Raw genomic sequence first — 16,843 nt, forward strand, 5'->3', positions numbered from 1 at the left:
GAACCGAACATGACACGAACAATGCCGATCGCCCACACCGAAATCACCGGTAGCCTCGGCGATTTGGACGCTTGGTGGCGGGCGGCGAACTACCTTGCCGTCGGGCAGCTGTACCTGATGGACAATCCGCTGCTGACCGAACCGCTGCGACCCGAACACATCAAACGCCGCTTGATCGGGCACTGGGGGACCGTGCCCGGGGTGACGCTGACCTACGCGCATCTCAATCGCGTGATCGCGCGGACCGGCCAGCAGATGCTCTTCGTTCTCGGGCCCGGCCACGGCGCCGCCGCCCTCAATGCTGCCACCTGGCTCGAAGGCGCCTACCCGATACGGCACCCGGAGGCCGGGCATGATCTTGCCGGAATGCGAGAACTGTTCCGGCAGTTCTCCTTTCCCGGTGGGGTGCCCAGTCATGCCGGGCCGCATCTGCCCGGCTCCATCCACGAGGGCGGCGAGCTCGGCTACTCACTCGCGCACGCCACCGGCGCGGCACTCGACAACCCGGATCTCGTGGTGGCCTGCATGATCGGTGACGGTGAGGCCGAGACCGGGCCGCTGGCGACCAGCTGGCATGCGCCGCTGTTCCTGGATCGCGTCACCGACGGCACTGTGCTGCCCATCCTGCACCTCAATGGCTACAAGATCGCCAATCCGACACTGCTGTCGCGCATGTCGCGCATCGACCTGGATCGGCTGCTCACCGCGCACGGCTGGGAACCGATGTACGTCGAGGGCAACGAACCGAAACAGGTCCACCAGCGCTATGCGGAGGTACTCGACGAAGCGATGGCGCGGATTGCCGAGATTCGCGACCACGCCCGGCGGGGGCTCGGACCGCGCGACCCCAGCCGCCCCATGATCGTGCTCGTCACGCCGAAGGGCTGGACCGGTCCCGCCGAGGTCGACGGGGTCCGGATCGAGGGCACCTTCCGGGCGCACCAGGTGCCGCTGAGCGCGGTGCGGGAGAATCCGGAGCATCTCGCGCAACTGGAACAGTGGATGCTCTCCTACCGGCCGCAGGAGCTTTTCCAGGCGGATGGCGCGCCGGTGGACCGGATCGCCACACTTCATCCCGAGCATTTGCGCATGAGCATGAATCCCGTTGCGCACGGCCAGAATACGGTGAACCTGCGCCTGCCGCGGCCCGGCGACTACACCGTCGGATTCGCCGATCCCGGTGCCGAACTCGCGGAGGCGACCCGGGTGCTCGGCGGCTATCTGCGGGATGCGCTCACCGCGAATCCGCGCAATCTCCTGTTCTTCTCGCCCGACGAGCATGCCTCCAACCGCCTCGATGCGGTGCTGGAGGTGACCGGGCGGCGCTGGCGCTTGCCGATCCGGGCCGACGATGACCGGCTGGCGCCCGACGGGCGGGTCTTCGAGGTGCTGTCGGAGCATCTGTGCCAGGGCTGGCTGGAGGGCTATCTGCTGACCGGGCGCCACGGCGTGTTCTCCACCTACGAGGCCTTCGCCCACATTATCGACTCGATGGTGGTGCAGCACGCGAAATGGCTGCACATGGCCGCCGAATTCCCCTGGCGGGAGCCGATTCCCAGCCTCAACTACCTCATCACCTCGCATGTGTGGCGGCAGGACCACAATGGGGCCTCGCATCAGGACCCGGGCTTCATCGATCATGTGCTCAGCAAGCGGCCCGAAGTGAGCCGCGTGTACTTGCCGCCGGACGCCAACTGCTTGTTGCACGTCTTCGACCACTGCCTGCGCAGCCGCGGGTACGTGAATGTTGTTGTCTCCGGAAAACAACCGGGCTTGCAGTACCTCGACAACGAACAAGCCCGAATTCACTGTGAACGCGGACTCGGCGTATGGGAATGGGCTTCGTCCGATCACGACCGCCCGGCCGAAGTCGTCCTGGCCTGTGCCGGCGATGTTCCCACGCAGGAAACGCTCGCGACCGCGGCACTATTGCGAGAGCTCGCCCCGGATGTGGCCGTTCGCGTCGTGAATGTGGTCGACCTGGCTCGGCTCTTCCCGCCGGACCGCCATCCCCACGGCATCGCCGACGATGAGTACGGTGAGATATTCACCAGCGCCCCGGTGATTTTCGCTTTCCACGGCTACCCGTGGCTCATCCACCGCATCGCCTACCACCGCCCCGGTCATGACGTCATGCATGTACACGGCTTCACCGACAACGGCACCACCACAACACCTTTCGATATGTGTGCGATGAACGGCATAGACCGCTATCAGCTCGCCATCGCCGCCCTGGCCGAAGTTCCGCGGCTGGCCGACCGGCTCGAATCGTTGACCGCGCAGCTGCGAGCGAGGCTCGAATACGCCCGCGACTACGGTCGCGAGTTCGGCGAGGATCCGCCGGAGATCACCGACTGGCGCTGGTCCCGAAACGAATGACTCGAGATCGGTCCGCAGCTTTCCACGACTTCCGGCGCAGTGCCGCGGCCTGCTCGGAGGCGGTGGTCAAGCGGGCCGGATGTTCTCGTCGAGGCTGATCAGCTCCAGGTAGTGCGGTGAGACCAGCATGCGCAACCGCGGCAGCAGGGAATCCCACTCCTTCGGCTCCTCGAAGGGCAGGCGATCGGTACGGCGCTGGTCGATGACCGCGGCGCGCGTTATCAGTCCGGCCGGCGGATTCGGCCACGCCCGGAACCGGATCTCGGCCAGCAGCCCGGGATTCAGCGGATCGGGTTCGCGGACCGTATCGGTGTGCCAGCCCTGCGCGCCGAAGGCGGTGCGCACGTGATGCAGCATGGCGCCGCAGCTGATGATCAGCTGCCGGCCGTGCGGATCCGCGGCGGTCAGCAGTCGATCGGGATCGGTGAACAGCTGCAGCTTCTCGCCGTCGAACTCCCAGCGCCATGGCTGGGTGTTGTGCACCGACGGCGCCCGGGATGCCAGCCGCATCGCCGCCAGCATCGTACGGTGATCAGGGATCGGGAGAGGAGGAACATTCATAGCGGTCATACATCGAGTGTTCGCCCGTCGGCCGCTGTCGAATACTGGCTTTCCGACTGCTCGTCAGGGTCCTTGGTCACCATGGCGGGATGCGGATCGAGGCTGGTGCGAGCGGCGCGCTCGGCGATGCCCAGCAGCATCTTCCGCTCCATCAGCAGACTGCCCGGCTCCATGATGAGCATGTACAACAGCCGCGTCGGCAGCGAGGCGGACGGCAGCGAGATCCGGTTGCGGCTGATCAGCCGGGCGCCTCCGGCGGTGGGGTACAGCCCGAATGCCCACACCCAGGCGCCGTCCTCGGAAGCGAGTACCAGAGCGCGCTCCGGCTCGAGGATCGCCACTCGCATGCGCGGTCCGGACTTCCCCATGGGCAGGACATCGTCGGCCGCGAGATTCTGGAATTGCGGGAGAATGGCATCGGCACTGTGCATATCCAGGCCGAGCAGATTCTCGATCCAGTCGTAGGTATAGGCCCCGCCGCGTCCGGGCCCCATCTGTACCAGCCACGGCCAGATCTGCTCCGGCGATGCGGCCACGGTGACGGCCCGGGTGCTGATCGTGTCGGGGGCTGCCCGCAGATCGTCACCGGGCATGACGCGCAACACTTCCGCGGCGGTGGCACCCCAGTTCAGGCACTTTTCGCGGGCCAGGATCGGATATCCCACCGCCAGCCCCGTCAGCGCCGAAGCGATACCGACCGCGCACGCCGTCGTTTTCCTCATGACAACTCTCCTCCGATTGGGTGCTGCCACCGATCATTTGGCGCGCAGGGGGTTTCGCGACAGGGCCGGACGTCACCGATCGAATGGCGGAGGTTGTCACCAGGGGCCCGGCCCTCCCATGACCGCCGGTTCGGACAGTTCGGCCACCGCCGGGCAATCCCTCCTCTGGGCCCAGTGACGAAGGAGGTTTGCCGGTGCGTTCCTATCTGGCCGGGAGGTGGATGAAGGCGGCCGCCACGCCGAGGGCACCGGCGCCGAGCAAGGTGGTGATCACACCACGTCGCAGGGCGAGCAGCCAGAGCGCGGCGGCGGTGAGGACGCCGAGCTGCCACAGGTGCGAAAGTGCCATGGCGAGAGCGAGAGTGGAGCCCGCGATCGCGCCGATGACCGCGGGACCGGCGCCGTCGAGGAAGGACTGGGACGGTCGGGCTGGAGCGCAGGCGCTGGAAATACGGTGCGCCCGCGACGACGAACAGAAACAATGGAGTGAATGCCAGCAGTGCGGCCAGCAGCCCGCCCGCCAGGCCGCCCGCGGCGTAGCCGACGACGGCGACGGTCTGTACCACCGGTCCGGGGGTGATCTGGCCCAGCGCAACGGCATTGAGGAATTGCAGGTCGGTCATCCAGTGATGGTGGCTGCACGTGGGGGAGCGACGCCGGTCGAGGTCGAGCGGGCCGAGCGCGCGATAACCTGTGTGCTGCGCCGCCATGGCGGCGAAGGCGGTGCGCGGGTTCGTTTGACCGGTCGGCGCTTTGCCGACGGTGAGACGGCGCAGGTGAATGTGCGCTTTCGCGGACAACCCGTGCGCACCCAGATCGCCGGCCCGGGTGGGTTCGCCCTCATCTTCGCCGCCGCCCGCCTCGATCATGATCGTCCGCACCCGCTCGTCCGGCGCACCACGCGCTGGAGCTACCCGCGCGGCTCGATAGCAATTGTCAGCGCCTCTTCCGGCGGGCCGAGGGGCAGCAGGTCCTCGCCCTCGATGAGTGCGCGGATGCCCAGGCAGATCAGGCGCACACCACGCAGGAACTTCTCCTCCTGCGGATAGGCGGCCGCGCCGGAGGTCGTGAGTGGGAATCGGGTGTGCAGGTCGGCGTAGGCCGCCGCGTCCACGGGCGGGGCCGGGGGTTCGGTCTGCTCCTGGAGTGCGAAACCGGTGGTGTGGCTCAGGACCGTATCGGCGGCGATGATGGCATGCGGTGTCGGGACGCCGCCCTCGACGAGGGTGCGCAGCAGCCGCTCCATCAGTGAAAGTGCGCCGCTGCTCAGGGATTTGGGGCTTTCGGCCAGGAGTATCGGGCCGCCGGGATGACGCAGGATGCTGCGCCGCAGCGCCGCGGCCTGCGCCTCGACCCGCGCGGGCCACGGTGCGCCGGGCGGCAGCTGCGCCAGGGCGGCGGTGCCCGAGTCGTACCCGTGCCGGGCCACGCGGTCTGCCATCAGCCGCAGCAGGGCGTCCTTGTTCTTGACGTGGTAGTAGAGGCTTCCGGCATGCGCATCGAGCCGGTCGGCGACCTGGCGCATGGACAGTCCCTGATAGCCGACCTCGGCGAACGCGGCCATCCCGGCATCGACGATCCGGTCGGTGGTCAGTTTCATCGGTTCCACTCCAGCGCAGTTTCGAACACCGTTTGAATTATGCACCTTACTGGAGTTACAGTGCCTATCGACGGATTCGAACACTGTTTGAAAATGGGGGTGGACATCTCATGAGCGCGATTCTGTACAACCCGGCCACGGCCGCCCTGTTCGTGCTGATGTTCGTCTCGGCCCGGACGCTGGTGGATGCCGAAGCCAAGCGGTGGAGTCGGATCCCCTGGGCCGCAATCGCTTTGACCGTCGCGGCGATCACGGGCGTGCTCGTCCAGCTGCTGTGGTCCGGGGCGATGGACCACTTCGACTCCGACCCCAGCAAATCCGGCTGGTGGCGGCCTGTCACCTCGGTGTTCATGCAGAACGGCGGCGTCACCGGAACACTGTGGAATCTCGCCACCCTCGCGATCATGGCCGCCCTCGCCGAATGGATCTGGGGCGCACCGCTCATGCTCGCCCTGTTCGCCGCCGGGGCGCTCCTGCCCAGCCATGTCGACGCACTGGTCGGAATAACCAGCGTCAGCTCCGCGCCCCGCAATTTCGCCGGAAGTTCCGCGGCGACATACTTTCTCGGCGCGACGGTGACCGCTGTCCTGCTGCTACGCACCCACGCGGCTCGCGAGCGCCTGCTCGCCCTCGCCGCACCCACCCTGGGCCTGATCCTGTGGTTCGCGCAGGACAACGCACACGGCCTGGTGGTCGTCTACGGATTTGTGCTCGGCCTGGCCGTGGCGCTCTGCGGTCGCGCGGCGCTGTCGATGAGACGAGTGCCGGTAGATCGCCGCGAGGCTGGGTAAGCCGACAGCGGGAGCGAGCGCCGCGGCGTCAGGGTGTGAGCCCCGGCGCCGCGGCGTCTCAGCGAGGGAGGTCGGGCACAGTGGGAAGCGACGTGGACTCGTCGGAACGATCGGAGACCGAGGCCCCGGATGTGCATCCGGCGGCGCGGTCGAGTCTGGTGCTCGGCGCACTCGGTGTCGTCTTCGGCGACATCGGGACCAGTCCGATCTACACCCTGCGGACGGTCTTCGATCCGGCGGACCCGCATGCCGTGCCCGTCCGTGCCGAGAATGTGTTCGGCGTGGTGTCGCTGGTGTTCTGGTCCGTGATGATCATCGTGACGGTGACCTACGTGCTGATCGCGATGCGCGCCGACAATGACGGCGAGGGCGGCATCATGGCGCTCATCACGCTGGTGCGGCGCTGGGCCCCGCCGGGGGAGCGGCGAGCGGCGGTAGTCCTTGCGGGACTGGGCATCTTCGGCGCCTCGCTGTTCTTCGGCGACAGCATGATCACCCCGGCCATCTCGGTGCTGTCCGCGGTGGAGGGCGTGCAGATCGTCGAACCGTCACTGGCGCGCTTGATCGTGCCGATCACCGCCCTGATCATCATGGCCTTGTTCATGGTGCAGCGGCGCGGCACCGCGACCGTCGGGCGTCTGTTCGGACCGGTGATGGTGGTGTGGTTCCTCACCATCGCGGCGTGCGGAATCGGCGGCATCCGTACGGATCCGGCGATTTTGCGGGCGTTGTCACCTACCTACGCGCTGGGATTCCTGGCCGGGCATTTCGGTGTGGCGTTCTTCGCGCTGGCCGCGATCGTGCTGGCGGTGACCGGCGCCGAGGCCCTGTACGCCGATATGGGGCACTTCGGCCGCCGATCCATCACTCGCGCTTGGCTTTTCCTGGTGTTTCCGGCCTGCGTGCTCAGCTATCTGGGCCAGGGCGCGCTGGTGCTCGCCGATCCGGCGCATGCCGCGAGCCCGTTCTTTCTGCTGGTGCCGGGCTGGGGGCGGCTTCCGGTGGTCGTACTGGCCACCGCGGCGACGGTGATCGCATCGCAGGCCGTGATCACCGGCGCGTATTCCGTTGCGTCCCAGGCTGCGCAGCTCGGATATCTGCCTCGACTGCGGATCGTCCACACCTCCGAATCGACCATCGGCCAGATCTACGTGCCGGGCATCAACTGGTTGCTGATGGTCTCCGTGCTCACCCTCGTCTTCGCCTTCCGCACTTCGACCGCGCTCGCGTTCGCCTTCGGCATGGCGGTGACGTGCACCATTACCATCACCACACTGCTGCTGAGTTATCTCGCCCGCGCGAAATGGCAACTGCCGCTGTGGGTGACAGTGCTCGGCGCCGTCCCGCTGTTGACGGTGGACCTGCTGTTCGTCGGGGCGAACCTCACCAAACTGGTGCACGGCGCCTGGTTGCCCCTGCTGATCGGCATCACCGCCTTCACGATCATGACCACCTGGCGTCGGGGCCGTGAAGTGGTTGTCGCCGAACGTGAGCGGCAGGAAGGCTCGCTGCAAGAATTCATCGACGAACTGCGGCAGCACCGGGCGAGGCCCGCAACCGTCGAGGGCACCGCGGTGTTCTTGAACCGCGGCAAGCAGACTGCGCCGCTGGCCCTGCGCGCGAATGTCGAACGCAACCATGTCCGCCATCGGCAGATCGTGATCATGTCGATCGAAACCGAACCGGTGCCGCGCATTTCGCCCGATGAGCACGTGCGCGTCGATCATCTGGGCTACACCGATGACGGCATCGTCCATATCGCCACCAAGGTCGGCTATATGCAGACCCCCGACGTACAGGCCGCCCTGGCCCGGCTCGATCCCGCCGATACCGAGGGCGTGCTCGACCTCGGCAACGCGTCCTATTTTCTCTCCAAGGTCGAGTTGCATGCGGGGACGGCCCGGACGATGCCGCGCTGGCGCAAGAAGCTTTTCATCGCCATCAGCTATACCGCCTCCGATGCTGTCGATCACTTCCGGCTGCCGCGCGAGCGCACGGTGACCATGGGGTCGCGGATCGAGATCTGATCCGGAGGCTAACCGCGGCTGGGCAAGCGGGCGAGCTGGGTGAAGAACTCGTCGATCTGCCTTACCGCAGAGGTGAATTCGTCGAGGTCCGTCGGTTTGGTGACGTAGGCGTTGGCGAACAGGCGGTAGCTGCTCACCACATCCTCCTGGGCGGAGGAGGTGCTCAGAATGACCACGGGCAGATCGGACAGTTCGGCGTCGGCGCGGATCTTCGCCAGGATCTGGTGACCGTTGTATCTGGGCAGGTTCAGATCCAGCAGCACCAGATCCGGGCGCGGTGCATGCAGGTGCGCACCCCGGCGGAACAGGAAATCCAGGGCCTCCTGGCCGTCGCGCGCGACGTGCAGAGTGTTCGCGATATCGTGCTCTTCGAACGCTTCCCGGGTCATGAGCTCATCACCCGGATCGTCCTCCACGAGCAGGATATCGACGGGTCGGGCGGTATGGATCACAGCGAAGCTCCTTCAACAGCCGGTGCGGCCGAATCGCTCGCGGGCGAGCCGACGGGCAGGGTGAACCGGAACCGGGTTCCCTCAGTATGGCTGGTATCGACCCAGATTTTGCCCCCGTGATACTCGACGATCTTCCGGCACACGGCCAAACCTATGCCGGTGCCCCCGTAGGCCTCCCGGTTGTGCAGCCGCTGGAAGATGACGAACACCTTCTCGGCGAACTCGGCCTCGATGCCGATTCCATTGTCGGTCACCGAGAAATCCCACATCAGCGACTCGGAATCGAGTTCACACTGCACCTCGATGCTCGGAATGCGTTCGGGGCTGCGGAATTTGAGGGCATTGGAGATCAGGTTCTGCCACAGCATCGTCAGCAGCGTGGGATCACCCACGATTTCGGGCAGCTGCTGCGGCAAGCGCACTCGAGCATCGGTGTCCTCGATGACCGAGGCCAGATTGCTCACCGCGGTATCGAGCGATTCGCGCAGCTCGACCGGGGCGGTGGTCTCCGACACCCGTCCGACTCGGGAGAAGGTGAGCAGGTCGTTGATCAGCACCTGCATGCGTTTGGCGCCATCGACCGCGTAGTGGATGTATTGCTTTCCGCGCTCGTCGAATTGGTCGCCGTAACGTTTGTCCAGCAGCTGGCAGAAGGACGCGACCTTCCGCAGTGGTTCTTGCAGATCATGCGAGGCCACATACGCGAACTGCTCGAGTTCGGTATTGGAGCGGCGCAGCTCCTGAGCCTGAATATCGAGCTCGGCCTTCTGCTTCGACAGCAGCTCTTCCTGCGCCCGCGAGGAGGACAGCTCCGACACCACGCGCCCGCGCATCCGCTCCACCGCATCGGCGACGGTGGCCACATCGGCCGGGCCGGAGACATCGATCCGGTGATCGAAATCCCCGTCGGCCACTCGCAGGGATGCCGCCGCCAGCGCCGACAGCGGCCGTGCGACGAGTCGGCGGGCCAGCACGGTGAGTATCGCCCCGGTCAGCAGTGCGACCGCGACCATGAGCGCCAGTACCCAATTGCGCAGGGTGCTGGCATGTTCGAGCGCGCGACGGTCCGCGGCGATCGCGGCGGACAGGTCGGTGTTCTGCGTATCGAAACGGGTGCGCAACTCGTCGAAGAGCGCTTTGCCCTGCGGCGTGGTGGCCACCAGTGTCGCCGGGGCCGCATCGGTGTTGTGGGCGTACGTCGTTCGCCAGGTGTCGGCGGCGTGCTGCACCGCGTCCAAATCCGCTATCAGATCAGGAGATTCAGCGACCAGAGCGCGGATCCGTCCGGCGGCAGCGGTCTGCTCCCGCAACCCGTCGGTATAGGGCTCGAGAAACTGCCGATCACCACTGAGCGCATATCCCCGCACGCCGGTTTCCTGATTGATCAGCGCGTTCTGCAGACGGGTGGCCTGTAGCAACGCCGGCTGGGTGTGATCGAGCACCCGCTCGGTCGCGGTATTGGTCGTCGCGATCACCCGCGCGCCCGCGACGGCGCCGAGGAAGACCACGACGCCCATCACACCTAGCACCAATTGAATCCAGGTCTGCACGGTCAAGCGTCCGGCACTGCGCTCGCGGTCTCGCAAGGCCGTCACCGCCGCATCTCTCGGCACAACGTGAATACAGCGAAGGCGGGGCTCTCCACAGAGAAACTCCATTTCCGGGCACAGCGCACGCCGGCGCGCGTCGAAGGCTCCAGCAGCCGTTTTCTCGACCGCGAAGCTGCCGGAATCCTAGCCGGTCCGGACCGGCCGGCTCGCCGTCACGCAGCGACATCGCTCCCCGATGGTGAGGGACACGTCCGGGCGGTGATGACGAATAGCCCCAGGTTGGGCGGGTCTTCGTCTGGTAACATCCGCGCAGCGGAACGGTGTGTGGGCCGCACCGGAACGATGGAACCGAGGGCAGGGGCACGGCTGTGGTAGCGGCGGCGGAGTCGTTCGGTATCGATGATCAGATTGGTCCGGATCTCGCGGTTGTGGACTGGGCGTCGACCCCGCTCGGACCGCCGGCCGAGTGGCCTCAGAGTTTGCGCACCGCGGTCGATATTCTGCTGTCGTCACGGTTTTCGATGTGGATGGCATGGGGTCCGCAGCTGACGTTCTTCTGCAACGCCGCCTACCGGGATGACACACTCGGGCAGAAGTATCCGTGGGCCCTGGGCCGGCCGGCACGGCAGGTGTGGGCGGAGATCTGGGACGATATCGGCCCCCGCATCGAAGGCGTGCTGGCGACAGGACGGGCGACCTGGGACAAAGGGCTGCTGCTGATCCTGGAACGCTCCGGATATCCCGAGGAGACCTACCACACCTTCTCCTACAGTCCCCTGCGCGATGACCACGGTGTCGTGGTCGGCATGCTGTGCGTGGTCACCGAGGACACCGAGCGCGTCATCGGCGAGCGACGCATGGCGACACTGCGTGATCTGGGCTCCGACCCGAGCGTCATGCGCACCGAGCAGGAGATTCTCGAATTCACCGGCGACCAACTGCGCCGGAACCGGTGGGACCTGCCCTTCACGGCGACCTATCTGTTCGAGGCCGATACGACCGCGAAGCTGGTGGCCACCACCGGGATCGACGGCGGGCACCCGGCGGCGCCGAAACGGCTGCGCGGCGAGGACCTCGATCCGGTGTGGCCGATCATGGCGGCGACCCGGGGAGAGTCGGTGATCGTCGATCTGGTCGCCGGCGCGTTCCCGTCGCTGCCGACCGGAGCGTGGACGCAGCCTCCCCTGCAAGCGCTGGTGATGCCGCTGGCGCAACAGGGCGCCGCGCCAGTCGGTTTCGTCGTCGCCGCCCTGAATCCCTATCGGCCGCTGGATGAGGTGTACCGCGGGTTCGTCGAGTTGGTCGCGGGACATATCGCGACGGGAATCCTCGTCGCCCGCAGTTATCAGGCCCAGCAACGGCGGGCCGAGGAGCTGGCCGCGCTGGACCGTGCCAAGACCACCTTCTTCTCCAATATCAGCCATGAGTTCCGCACCCCGCTGACCCTGATCGCCGGTCCGGTGCAGGAGCTGCGGACCCGTCTGGCCGACGCCGAGCCGGAAGTGCGGGAAGAGGTGGAAGTGATCCACCGCAACGGTTTACGACTCGGCAAACTTGTCAACGCGCTGCTGGATTTCTCCCGGATCGAGGCCGGCCGGATGCAGGCGCGCTACGAGCCGGTCGAGTTGGGTGCGGTGACCGGTGAGCTCGCCAGTGTCTTCCGCTCGGCGCTGGAGCGGGCGGGATTGCGGTTCGTCGTGGACACCCCCGCACTGCCCGAGCCGGTCTATATCGATCGCGGCATGTGGGAGAAGGTGGTTCTCAACCTCCTGTCGAATGCGGTGAAGTTCACCTTCGACGGCACCGTCACCGTCCGGCTGCGCTGCGAGGACGAGCACGCGGTGCTCACCGTGACCGATACCGGCATCGGGATCGCCGACGCGGACATGCCGCGACTGTTCGACCGGTTCCATCGGGTCGAGCACGCGCGGTCACGCTCGACCGAGGGCAGTGGCATCGGGCTGGCGCTGGTGAAGGAACTCATCGGCCTGCACGGCGGCACCATCGCCGCTCACTCCACCGAGAACCAAGGCACGACGTTCATCATTCGGCTGCGATTCGGCCACGCCCACCTGCCGGACGATGCGGTGGCGGACCCACAGCCGGTCGCCGTGGGCTTGCCGACCGCCGAGCCGTTCGTCCAAGAAGCGTTGCGATGGCTTCCCGCAACGGAATTGGATGCGGCGGAACCCGGCGCCGACACGATCCCCGGCTCGGACACACACCACATCGGCGGCGCTGCCGGTCTGCGTTCGCCCGCGCGCCTGCTGATCGCCGACGACAACTCCGATATGCGTGACTACCTCACCCGTCTGCTGCGCGGCGCCGGACACCACGTCGACACCGTCGCGGACGGGCAGGCCGCGCTGGAGGCTATCCGTGCCCGACTGCCGGAGCTGGTCGTCAGCGACGTCATGATGCCGCGCCTGGACGGTCTGGGGCTCGTCGCCGCATTGCGCGCGGACCGGCGCACCGCCAATGTGCCGGTGCTGCTGCTGTCGGCACGCGCCGGGCAGGACGCCTCCATCCAGGGACTCGACGTGGGCGCGGACGACTATCTGGTCAAACCGTTCTCGGCCGCCGAATTGCTGGCCAGGGTCCGAGCCGGTGTGCAACTGGCCCGGCTGCGCGCCCAGCACGCGCGCTGGAGCACCGCGCTGATCGATTCCCTGCAAGAGGGGTTTTTCGTCTGCGATGCGGACGGCAGCGTGATCGAGATCAACCCCACGTTCACCGAGATTCTCGGCTACGGCGCAGAGGGGCTGCCCTATCGGCCGCCGCTTGCCTGGCTGCCCGACCCTGATACGGATCCGCACGGCCACCGGCAGGCACTGCGCGAGTTCACCCGGCTGATCGAGAACGACAGCGGGGAATCCGAGCTTCCACTGGTACACCTTGCCGGACACCGTGTTTGGGTGCGCGCCACCTACAACCGGGTCGAGGATCCGACGGCGGGCCGCCATGTGATCGTGGGTACCGTCCGCGATATCACCGCTGAGCACTACACCGTTCAACGCGATACGGCCCTGGCCGCCTTGGCCGAGCGACTGGCGGAAGCCGAGACCGTGCCGGAGGCTGTCCGGGCGGCGGTGAGCGAACTCCGCGGCATCTGGTCGGCCCGCCGCGTCGTGCTGGCCACGTTCCCGGAGACTCCCACCGGGCTCGACATCGAGCCGGAATTGGTCTGCGGCAGTGACGATATCGAGTGGGACCAGCTCGACTCGGGTCTGCGCGAGAGTCTGCGCGTCCTGGCGCGGTCGCCGCTGTTGACCCCGCAGCTCGATCAGCAGGGATGTGTCGGTGTCACCGCGAGCTATCCCAATAGGCTGCTGGTCGTATGGATCGACCTGGGTGTGCGACCGCCGATCGCGCGGGAGGATCTGGCACTGCTGCCGGTGCTCGCCGGTCGGCTGGGCCAAGGCCTGCACCGGCTGCAGGAGATCGACCAGCAACGCGAAGCGGCTGTTGCGCTGCAGCACGCCATTCTCGGTCCGGCGAGCCTGCCCGCCGGATTCGCCGTGCGCTACCAACCGGCCACGCGGCCGCTTCAGGTCGGAGGCGACTGGTACGACACGATTCCGTTGCCGGACAAGCGGATCGGCATCGTTGTCGGTGACTGCGTCGGCCACGGGTTGGATGCCGCGACCGTGATGGGTCAGCTACGCAGCGCCTGCCGCGCCCTGCTGCTGGAGTACGCCGACCCCGCCCAGGTGCTGGCCGGGCTCGACAGGTTCGCCGCATTGCTGCCCGGTGCGAGGTGTACCACCGTGTTCTGCGCGGTGCTCGATCCGATCGGCGGTGAACTGGTGTACAGCAGCGCCGGACATCCGCCCCCGATCATGGTGTCCGCGGATGGCGGGATCACGACACTCGAGGGCGTGGTCAACGGTCTTCCCCTGGGAGTGCGGGTCGATCGTCCCCGGAGTCAGGATCACCGGGTTCTTCCTGCTCGCGCAACGCTTTTGCTCTATACCGACGGTCTCGTGGAACGCCGCCGCCGGTCCCTGGACGAAGGCATCGCCCGGGCCGGCGCGGCTGTCCACGACGGGCGGAGCCGGTCGGTAGAGGACCTCGCCGGCCACCTGATGACCACCTTGACCCCGGTCGGCGGCTACGAGGACGATGTCGCGCTGCTGCTGTATCGGCAACCGGGACCGCTGGAAATCGACTTCACCGCCGAGCCCGGCGAACTGGCCCCGGTCCGGCATGCTGTGCGCGACTGGCTCAAGCGCTGTGACCTGCATCCACAGCAGATCAGCGACGTGGTCATCGCCATCGGAGAGGCCTGCGTGAACGCCGTCGAGCACGGCCACCGGGACCGTCCCACCGGTGTGATCCGGCTTCGCGCCGCCGCATCGGCCGACCGACTGTGGCTGCGGGTGTCCGACAGCGGCAGCTGGAAGAATCCCGACCCCGACGCCACCGCGCGCGGGCACCGCGGGCGCGGCATCACCTTGATGCGCGGCCTGATGCAGCGGGTCACCATTGTCCCCGGTCGGTCCGGGACCACCGTCGAGATGTACACGAGGATCGCCACATGAGCACTCCGCTGACCCTGCACACCGGCGTCCACTCGGATGGCCGTCCGATGCTGGCCGCGCAGGGTGAAATCGACATGACCAACCTCGCCGCGTTCGCCGACGCACTGGCCGCTGTCCTCGCCGAGGCCACCTCCGTCGTGGTCGACCTCGGCGACGTGGACTATCTGGACAGCGGCGCCATCAACGCGTTGTTCACCCACGCGGACCATCTGCACATCATCTGCAACCCACTGCTGGTGCCCGCCTTGCGAATCAGCGGCCTGACAGAACTGGTCACCATCGAGAACGCCGCCACTCGTCCATGACCGCCGACCTTCCGGCGGGCGGCCGTTGGGTCTGCCGCCGGGATCGCTCGATCACGTTGCCCTACAAGGAACTCATCGCGATCGGCGACGCCGGAATTCCCTACGTCATCCCCGAGGTGGCGTTGCTTTTCAAGGCGAAAGCACGACGCCCGAAAGACGACCGCGACTTCGCGCGGGTTATCGGGCTTCTTCCCGAATATCGGAGCGCGCGCCTTGCGCAATGGCTCGCCTGTGTGCACCCGCATCACGAATGGCTTGCGGCACTGCCTGATTCGCGCCGAGCGGTAACCCCGGACTGATACCGTCACCCACCCGATCCAGGCCGGATGGCCCTTCTCCCGATTCAGGCCCCCGTGAGATGTCCCCTTGCCTCGGTGGCACCGTTTTCGGGGGCTGCCCCGCCTGGGCATATCTGGATATGTTCGGCCCGCGGCGTGATCCCGCCCCGCACCCCGAAAGGATTCCTGCATGCGAACTCGTCTTGGTGTCGTAATGTTCACCGGCGCAATGCTTCTCGCTCCCGCGCTGACCATCGTACCGGCGTCGGCCACACCGGCGAACCCGACCACCGGCAGCAGTGAGGTCGCAGGCAGCGGCAGCTCGGGCCTACCATTGCAGATCTACTGCTTTCTGAAAGATCTGCGCGCGACGTTGTCCGCCGAGTCCGGCAGCAACTGCATCTCTCTGACACCGAATTAGCCACCCACCCAACTATTCGTCGGGCCGGGATAGCCTCCGGAGCAAGGGCATTCCGAACGGCCCGGTTCAACCACCCACGGGCGCATAACCGATGGAATCGACGGAGAGCCTGGCGATCGACTTCTCGATGCGCCGTTGACGGGTCACCGTGGTCTTGGCACCCTCGATCGCCAGGACATGCGCACGGCGGTTGCTGTACGACAGCCGATCGAAGGAATCTCTGGCGCACGGTTCACGGTCCAGAGCCGCAGCGAAGTCGGCCGGGACTTCGACCACGCGGGGCTCGGTATCGAGCTGGAGTTCGATCTCGATGACATCACCGCCGGCGATGCCGGTCTGCTGCCGGACATCGGCGTTCAAGCCGAGCATGTACACCCCGTTCATCGGCGCCACCGAGTTACGGAAGACGTTGTCCCCGAGGGTGACCCGAACCTTCGGCCGTTTTCCGCCGCCCAGCGCTTCGACGACCTCATGCGGGACCACGACACCAGTCGCTGTCTTGCCGGCAATTAGAACGGTGGCTGTGAACTTCACGGCGAGCTCCTTCTCCGTGTGCGTACCCCTTCGAGTGGGTAGACGGCGCGGTGGTGTGGAACTCATCGGCGGGTATCAGCACCGTCCGAACATCTGGCCCGTCCGGCACCCAGAAGGGGCAGTCGGACGCAGCGAACTTCAGGGTGATCCCATCGATCGATCACCCGAGCGCACTATTTTGCCGAATATCGTGAATCATCCGACTATCGGCGGCGACTGATGCGCCCGCCCGGTCGGCAAGGTCGAGCGGGCTGCTCGCTCAGTCGGAAATGATGATGATGTTGTTGTCGTCGGACAGCAGTTCTGCGGGGATCGCGGGCGGCTCAGCGGACTCGGAGTCCTTCTGTGCGTCCACGTTCAGCAGAACTTGCTGTTGGCCATTCGCATAGACAGGAGAGGTCGACCGTTCGATCGTGAACTGGGGAGGGTCGTTCTGTCCACCCAGGTCATTGTGTGTCTCATCGGTGCTCATCTCGAACCCTCTTCCCAGGTTGGTGTATCAGCGGCTTCGCGCTGAAAGTCATTGTCGCAAGGGTTGAATGATCAGCGCTGCCTAACCGCTACGGTCTGGCGCTCAGTGCAGCAATGTCCGCTACTGCCTGCGGTCTCAATGGGTCAGCGCAACACTGGTATTAGGCCTGGTGAACGGGGATGTGATGCGCGATGGCCTCAACAAGACCCT

Annotated in this window: 15 protein-coding genes and 1 pseudogene; 7 read left to right on the forward strand and 9 right to left on the reverse strand. The window is 66.5% G+C overall.

Going from position 1 to position 16,843, the window contains the following annotated elements; all coding sequences use genetic code 11:
• Nucleotides 1-9 precede the first annotated feature (9 nt).
• Nucleotides 10-2,379: a phosphoketolase family protein gene (locus ABZX86_RS39175; RefSeq protein WP_355131354.1), complete on the forward strand. Its 2,370-nt coding sequence runs from the start codon at nucleotides 10-12 to the stop codon at nucleotides 2,377-2,379.
• A 66-nt stretch (nucleotides 2,380-2,445) separates the two neighbouring features.
• On the opposite strand, the gene ABZX86_RS39180 is transcribed toward ABZX86_RS39175, so the two are convergent.
• The 5 genes and pseudogenes from ABZX86_RS39180 to ABZX86_RS39200 all read right to left on the reverse strand — a co-directional run bounded on the left by ABZX86_RS39180 (nucleotide 2,446) and on the right by ABZX86_RS39200 (nucleotide 5,262).
• The gene (locus ABZX86_RS39180; RefSeq protein WP_355131356.1) at nucleotides 2,446-2,889 is read right to left on the reverse strand and encodes a hypothetical protein; all 444 of its coding nucleotides are present in this window, start codon (nucleotides 2,887-2,889) and stop codon (nucleotides 2,446-2,448) included.
• 56 nt (nucleotides 2,890-2,945) lie between these two features.
• A complete protein-coding gene (locus ABZX86_RS39185; protein WP_355131358.1) occupies nucleotides 2,946-3,662 on the reverse strand; it encodes an SRPBCC family protein in 717 nt (238 codons plus the stop codon).
• A gap of 202 nt (nucleotides 3,663-3,864) precedes the next feature.
• Complete coding sequence (locus tag ABZX86_RS39190) at nucleotides 3,865-4,011, reverse strand: hypothetical protein (RefSeq protein ID WP_355131388.1); 147 nt, start codon at nucleotides 4,009-4,011, stop codon at nucleotides 3,865-3,867.
• An 82-nt stretch (nucleotides 4,012-4,093) separates the two neighbouring features.
• Nucleotides 4,094-4,531 (reverse strand): annotated as a pseudogene (locus ABZX86_RS39195) (chromate transporter); the annotation flags it as partial.
• A 41-nt stretch (nucleotides 4,532-4,572) separates the two neighbouring features.
• The gene (locus ABZX86_RS39200; RefSeq protein WP_355131360.1) at nucleotides 4,573-5,262 is read right to left on the reverse strand and encodes a TetR/AcrR family transcriptional regulator C-terminal domain-containing protein; all 690 of its coding nucleotides are present in this window, start codon (nucleotides 5,260-5,262) and stop codon (nucleotides 4,573-4,575) included.
• A 110-nt stretch (nucleotides 5,263-5,372) separates the two neighbouring features.
• Between ABZX86_RS39200 and ABZX86_RS39205 the strand changes: the two genes are divergently transcribed.
• Together ABZX86_RS39205 and ABZX86_RS39210 are read left to right on the forward strand one after the other, a co-directional pair.
• Nucleotides 5,373-6,053: a hypothetical protein gene (locus ABZX86_RS39205; protein ID WP_355131361.1), complete on the forward strand. Its 681-nt coding sequence runs from the start codon at nucleotides 5,373-5,375 to the stop codon at nucleotides 6,051-6,053.
• Nucleotides 6,054-6,184: 131 nt separating this feature from the next.
• Nucleotides 6,185-8,080: a KUP/HAK/KT family potassium transporter gene (locus ABZX86_RS39210; protein ID WP_355131386.1), complete on the forward strand. Its 1,896-nt coding sequence runs from the start codon at nucleotides 6,185-6,187 to the stop codon at nucleotides 8,078-8,080.
• A gap of 8 nt (nucleotides 8,081-8,088) precedes the next feature.
• On the opposite strand, the gene ABZX86_RS39215 is transcribed toward ABZX86_RS39210, so the two are convergent.
• On the reverse strand, nucleotides 8,089-8,532 hold the full coding sequence (locus ABZX86_RS39215) for a response regulator (RefSeq protein WP_355131362.1): 444 nt from the start codon (nucleotides 8,530-8,532) through the stop codon (nucleotides 8,089-8,091).
• Complete coding sequence (locus ABZX86_RS39220) at nucleotides 8,529-10,127, reverse strand: ATP-binding protein (RefSeq protein WP_355131363.1); 1,599 nt, start codon at nucleotides 10,125-10,127, stop codon at nucleotides 8,529-8,531. Before ABZX86_RS39220 ends, ABZX86_RS39215 begins: the two co-directional genes overlap by 4 nt.
• Before the next feature lie 482 nt (nucleotides 10,128-10,609).
• Here ABZX86_RS39220 and ABZX86_RS39225 point away from each other — a divergent pair, with 482 nt between their 5' ends.
• From ABZX86_RS39225 to ABZX86_RS39240, 4 genes are all read left to right on the forward strand, one after another.
• Nucleotides 10,610-14,623 (forward strand): SpoIIE family protein phosphatase, encoded by a 4,014-nt coding sequence (locus ABZX86_RS39225; protein WP_355131364.1) that lies wholly within the window; start codon nucleotides 10,610-10,612, stop codon nucleotides 14,621-14,623.
• A complete protein-coding gene (locus ABZX86_RS39230; protein WP_355131366.1) occupies nucleotides 14,620-14,928 on the forward strand; it encodes an STAS domain-containing protein in 309 nt (102 codons plus the stop codon). The genes ABZX86_RS39225 and ABZX86_RS39230 overlap by 4 nt, the downstream gene beginning before the upstream one ends.
• Nucleotides 14,925-15,227 (forward strand): hypothetical protein, encoded by a 303-nt coding sequence (locus ABZX86_RS39235; protein ID WP_355131368.1) that lies wholly within the window; start codon nucleotides 14,925-14,927, stop codon nucleotides 15,225-15,227. Before ABZX86_RS39230 ends, ABZX86_RS39235 begins: the two co-directional genes overlap by 4 nt.
• Nucleotides 15,228-15,396: 169 nt before the next feature.
• Complete coding sequence (locus ABZX86_RS39240) at nucleotides 15,397-15,627, forward strand: hypothetical protein (protein WP_355131370.1); 231 nt, start codon at nucleotides 15,397-15,399, stop codon at nucleotides 15,625-15,627.
• A 66-nt stretch (nucleotides 15,628-15,693) separates the two neighbouring features.
• On the opposite strand, the gene ABZX86_RS39245 is transcribed toward ABZX86_RS39240, so the two are convergent.
• Nucleotides 15,694-16,161 (reverse strand): YdeI/OmpD-associated family protein, encoded by a 468-nt coding sequence (locus ABZX86_RS39245; RefSeq protein ID WP_355131372.1) that lies wholly within the window; start codon nucleotides 16,159-16,161, stop codon nucleotides 15,694-15,696.
• Between the two features lie 259 nt (nucleotides 16,162-16,420).
• Nucleotides 16,421-16,633, reverse strand: coding sequence for a hypothetical protein (locus ABZX86_RS39250; RefSeq protein ID WP_355131374.1), 213 nt, complete (start codon nucleotides 16,631-16,633; stop codon nucleotides 16,421-16,423).
• Nucleotides 16,634-16,843 lie beyond the last annotated feature (210 nt).

It is taken from the genome of Nocardia sp. NPDC006630 (genome assembly GCF_040611495.1).
GTDB lineage: Bacteria > Actinomycetota > Actinomycetes > Mycobacteriales > Mycobacteriaceae > Nocardia.

Coding starts and splice junctions, on each gene's coding strand:
- ABZX86_RS39175 (WP_355131354.1), top strand. CDS start 10: ATGACACGAACAATGCCGATCGCCCACACCGAAATCACCGGTAGCCTC.
- ABZX86_RS39180 (WP_355131356.1), bottom strand. CDS start 2,889: ATGCGGCTGGCATCCCGGGCGCCGTCGGTGCACAACACCCAGCCATGG.
- ABZX86_RS39185 (WP_355131358.1), bottom strand. CDS start 3,662: ATGAGGAAAACGACGGCGTGCGCGGTCGGTATCGCTTCGGCGCTGACG.
- ABZX86_RS39190 (WP_355131388.1), bottom strand. CDS start 4,011: ATGGCACTTTCGCACCTGTGGCAGCTCGGCGTCCTCACCGCCGCCGCG.
- ABZX86_RS39200 (WP_355131360.1), bottom strand. CDS start 5,262: ATGAAACTGACCACCGACCGGATCGTCGATGCCGGGATGGCCGCGTTC.
- ABZX86_RS39205 (WP_355131361.1), top strand. CDS start 5,373: ATGAGCGCGATTCTGTACAACCCGGCCACGGCCGCCCTGTTCGTGCTG.
- ABZX86_RS39225 (WP_355131364.1), top strand. CDS start 10,610: ATGGCATGGGGTCCGCAGCTGACGTTCTTCTGCAACGCCGCCTACCGG.
- ABZX86_RS39230 (WP_355131366.1), top strand. CDS start 14,620: ATGAGCACTCCGCTGACCCTGCACACCGGCGTCCACTCGGATGGCCGT.
- ABZX86_RS39235 (WP_355131368.1), top strand. CDS start 14,925: ATGACCGCCGACCTTCCGGCGGGCGGCCGTTGGGTCTGCCGCCGGGAT.
- ABZX86_RS39240 (WP_355131370.1), top strand. CDS start 15,397: ATGCGAACTCGTCTTGGTGTCGTAATGTTCACCGGCGCAATGCTTCTC.
- ABZX86_RS39250 (WP_355131374.1), bottom strand. CDS start 16,633: ATGAGCACCGATGAGACACACAATGACCTGGGTGGACAGAACGACCCT.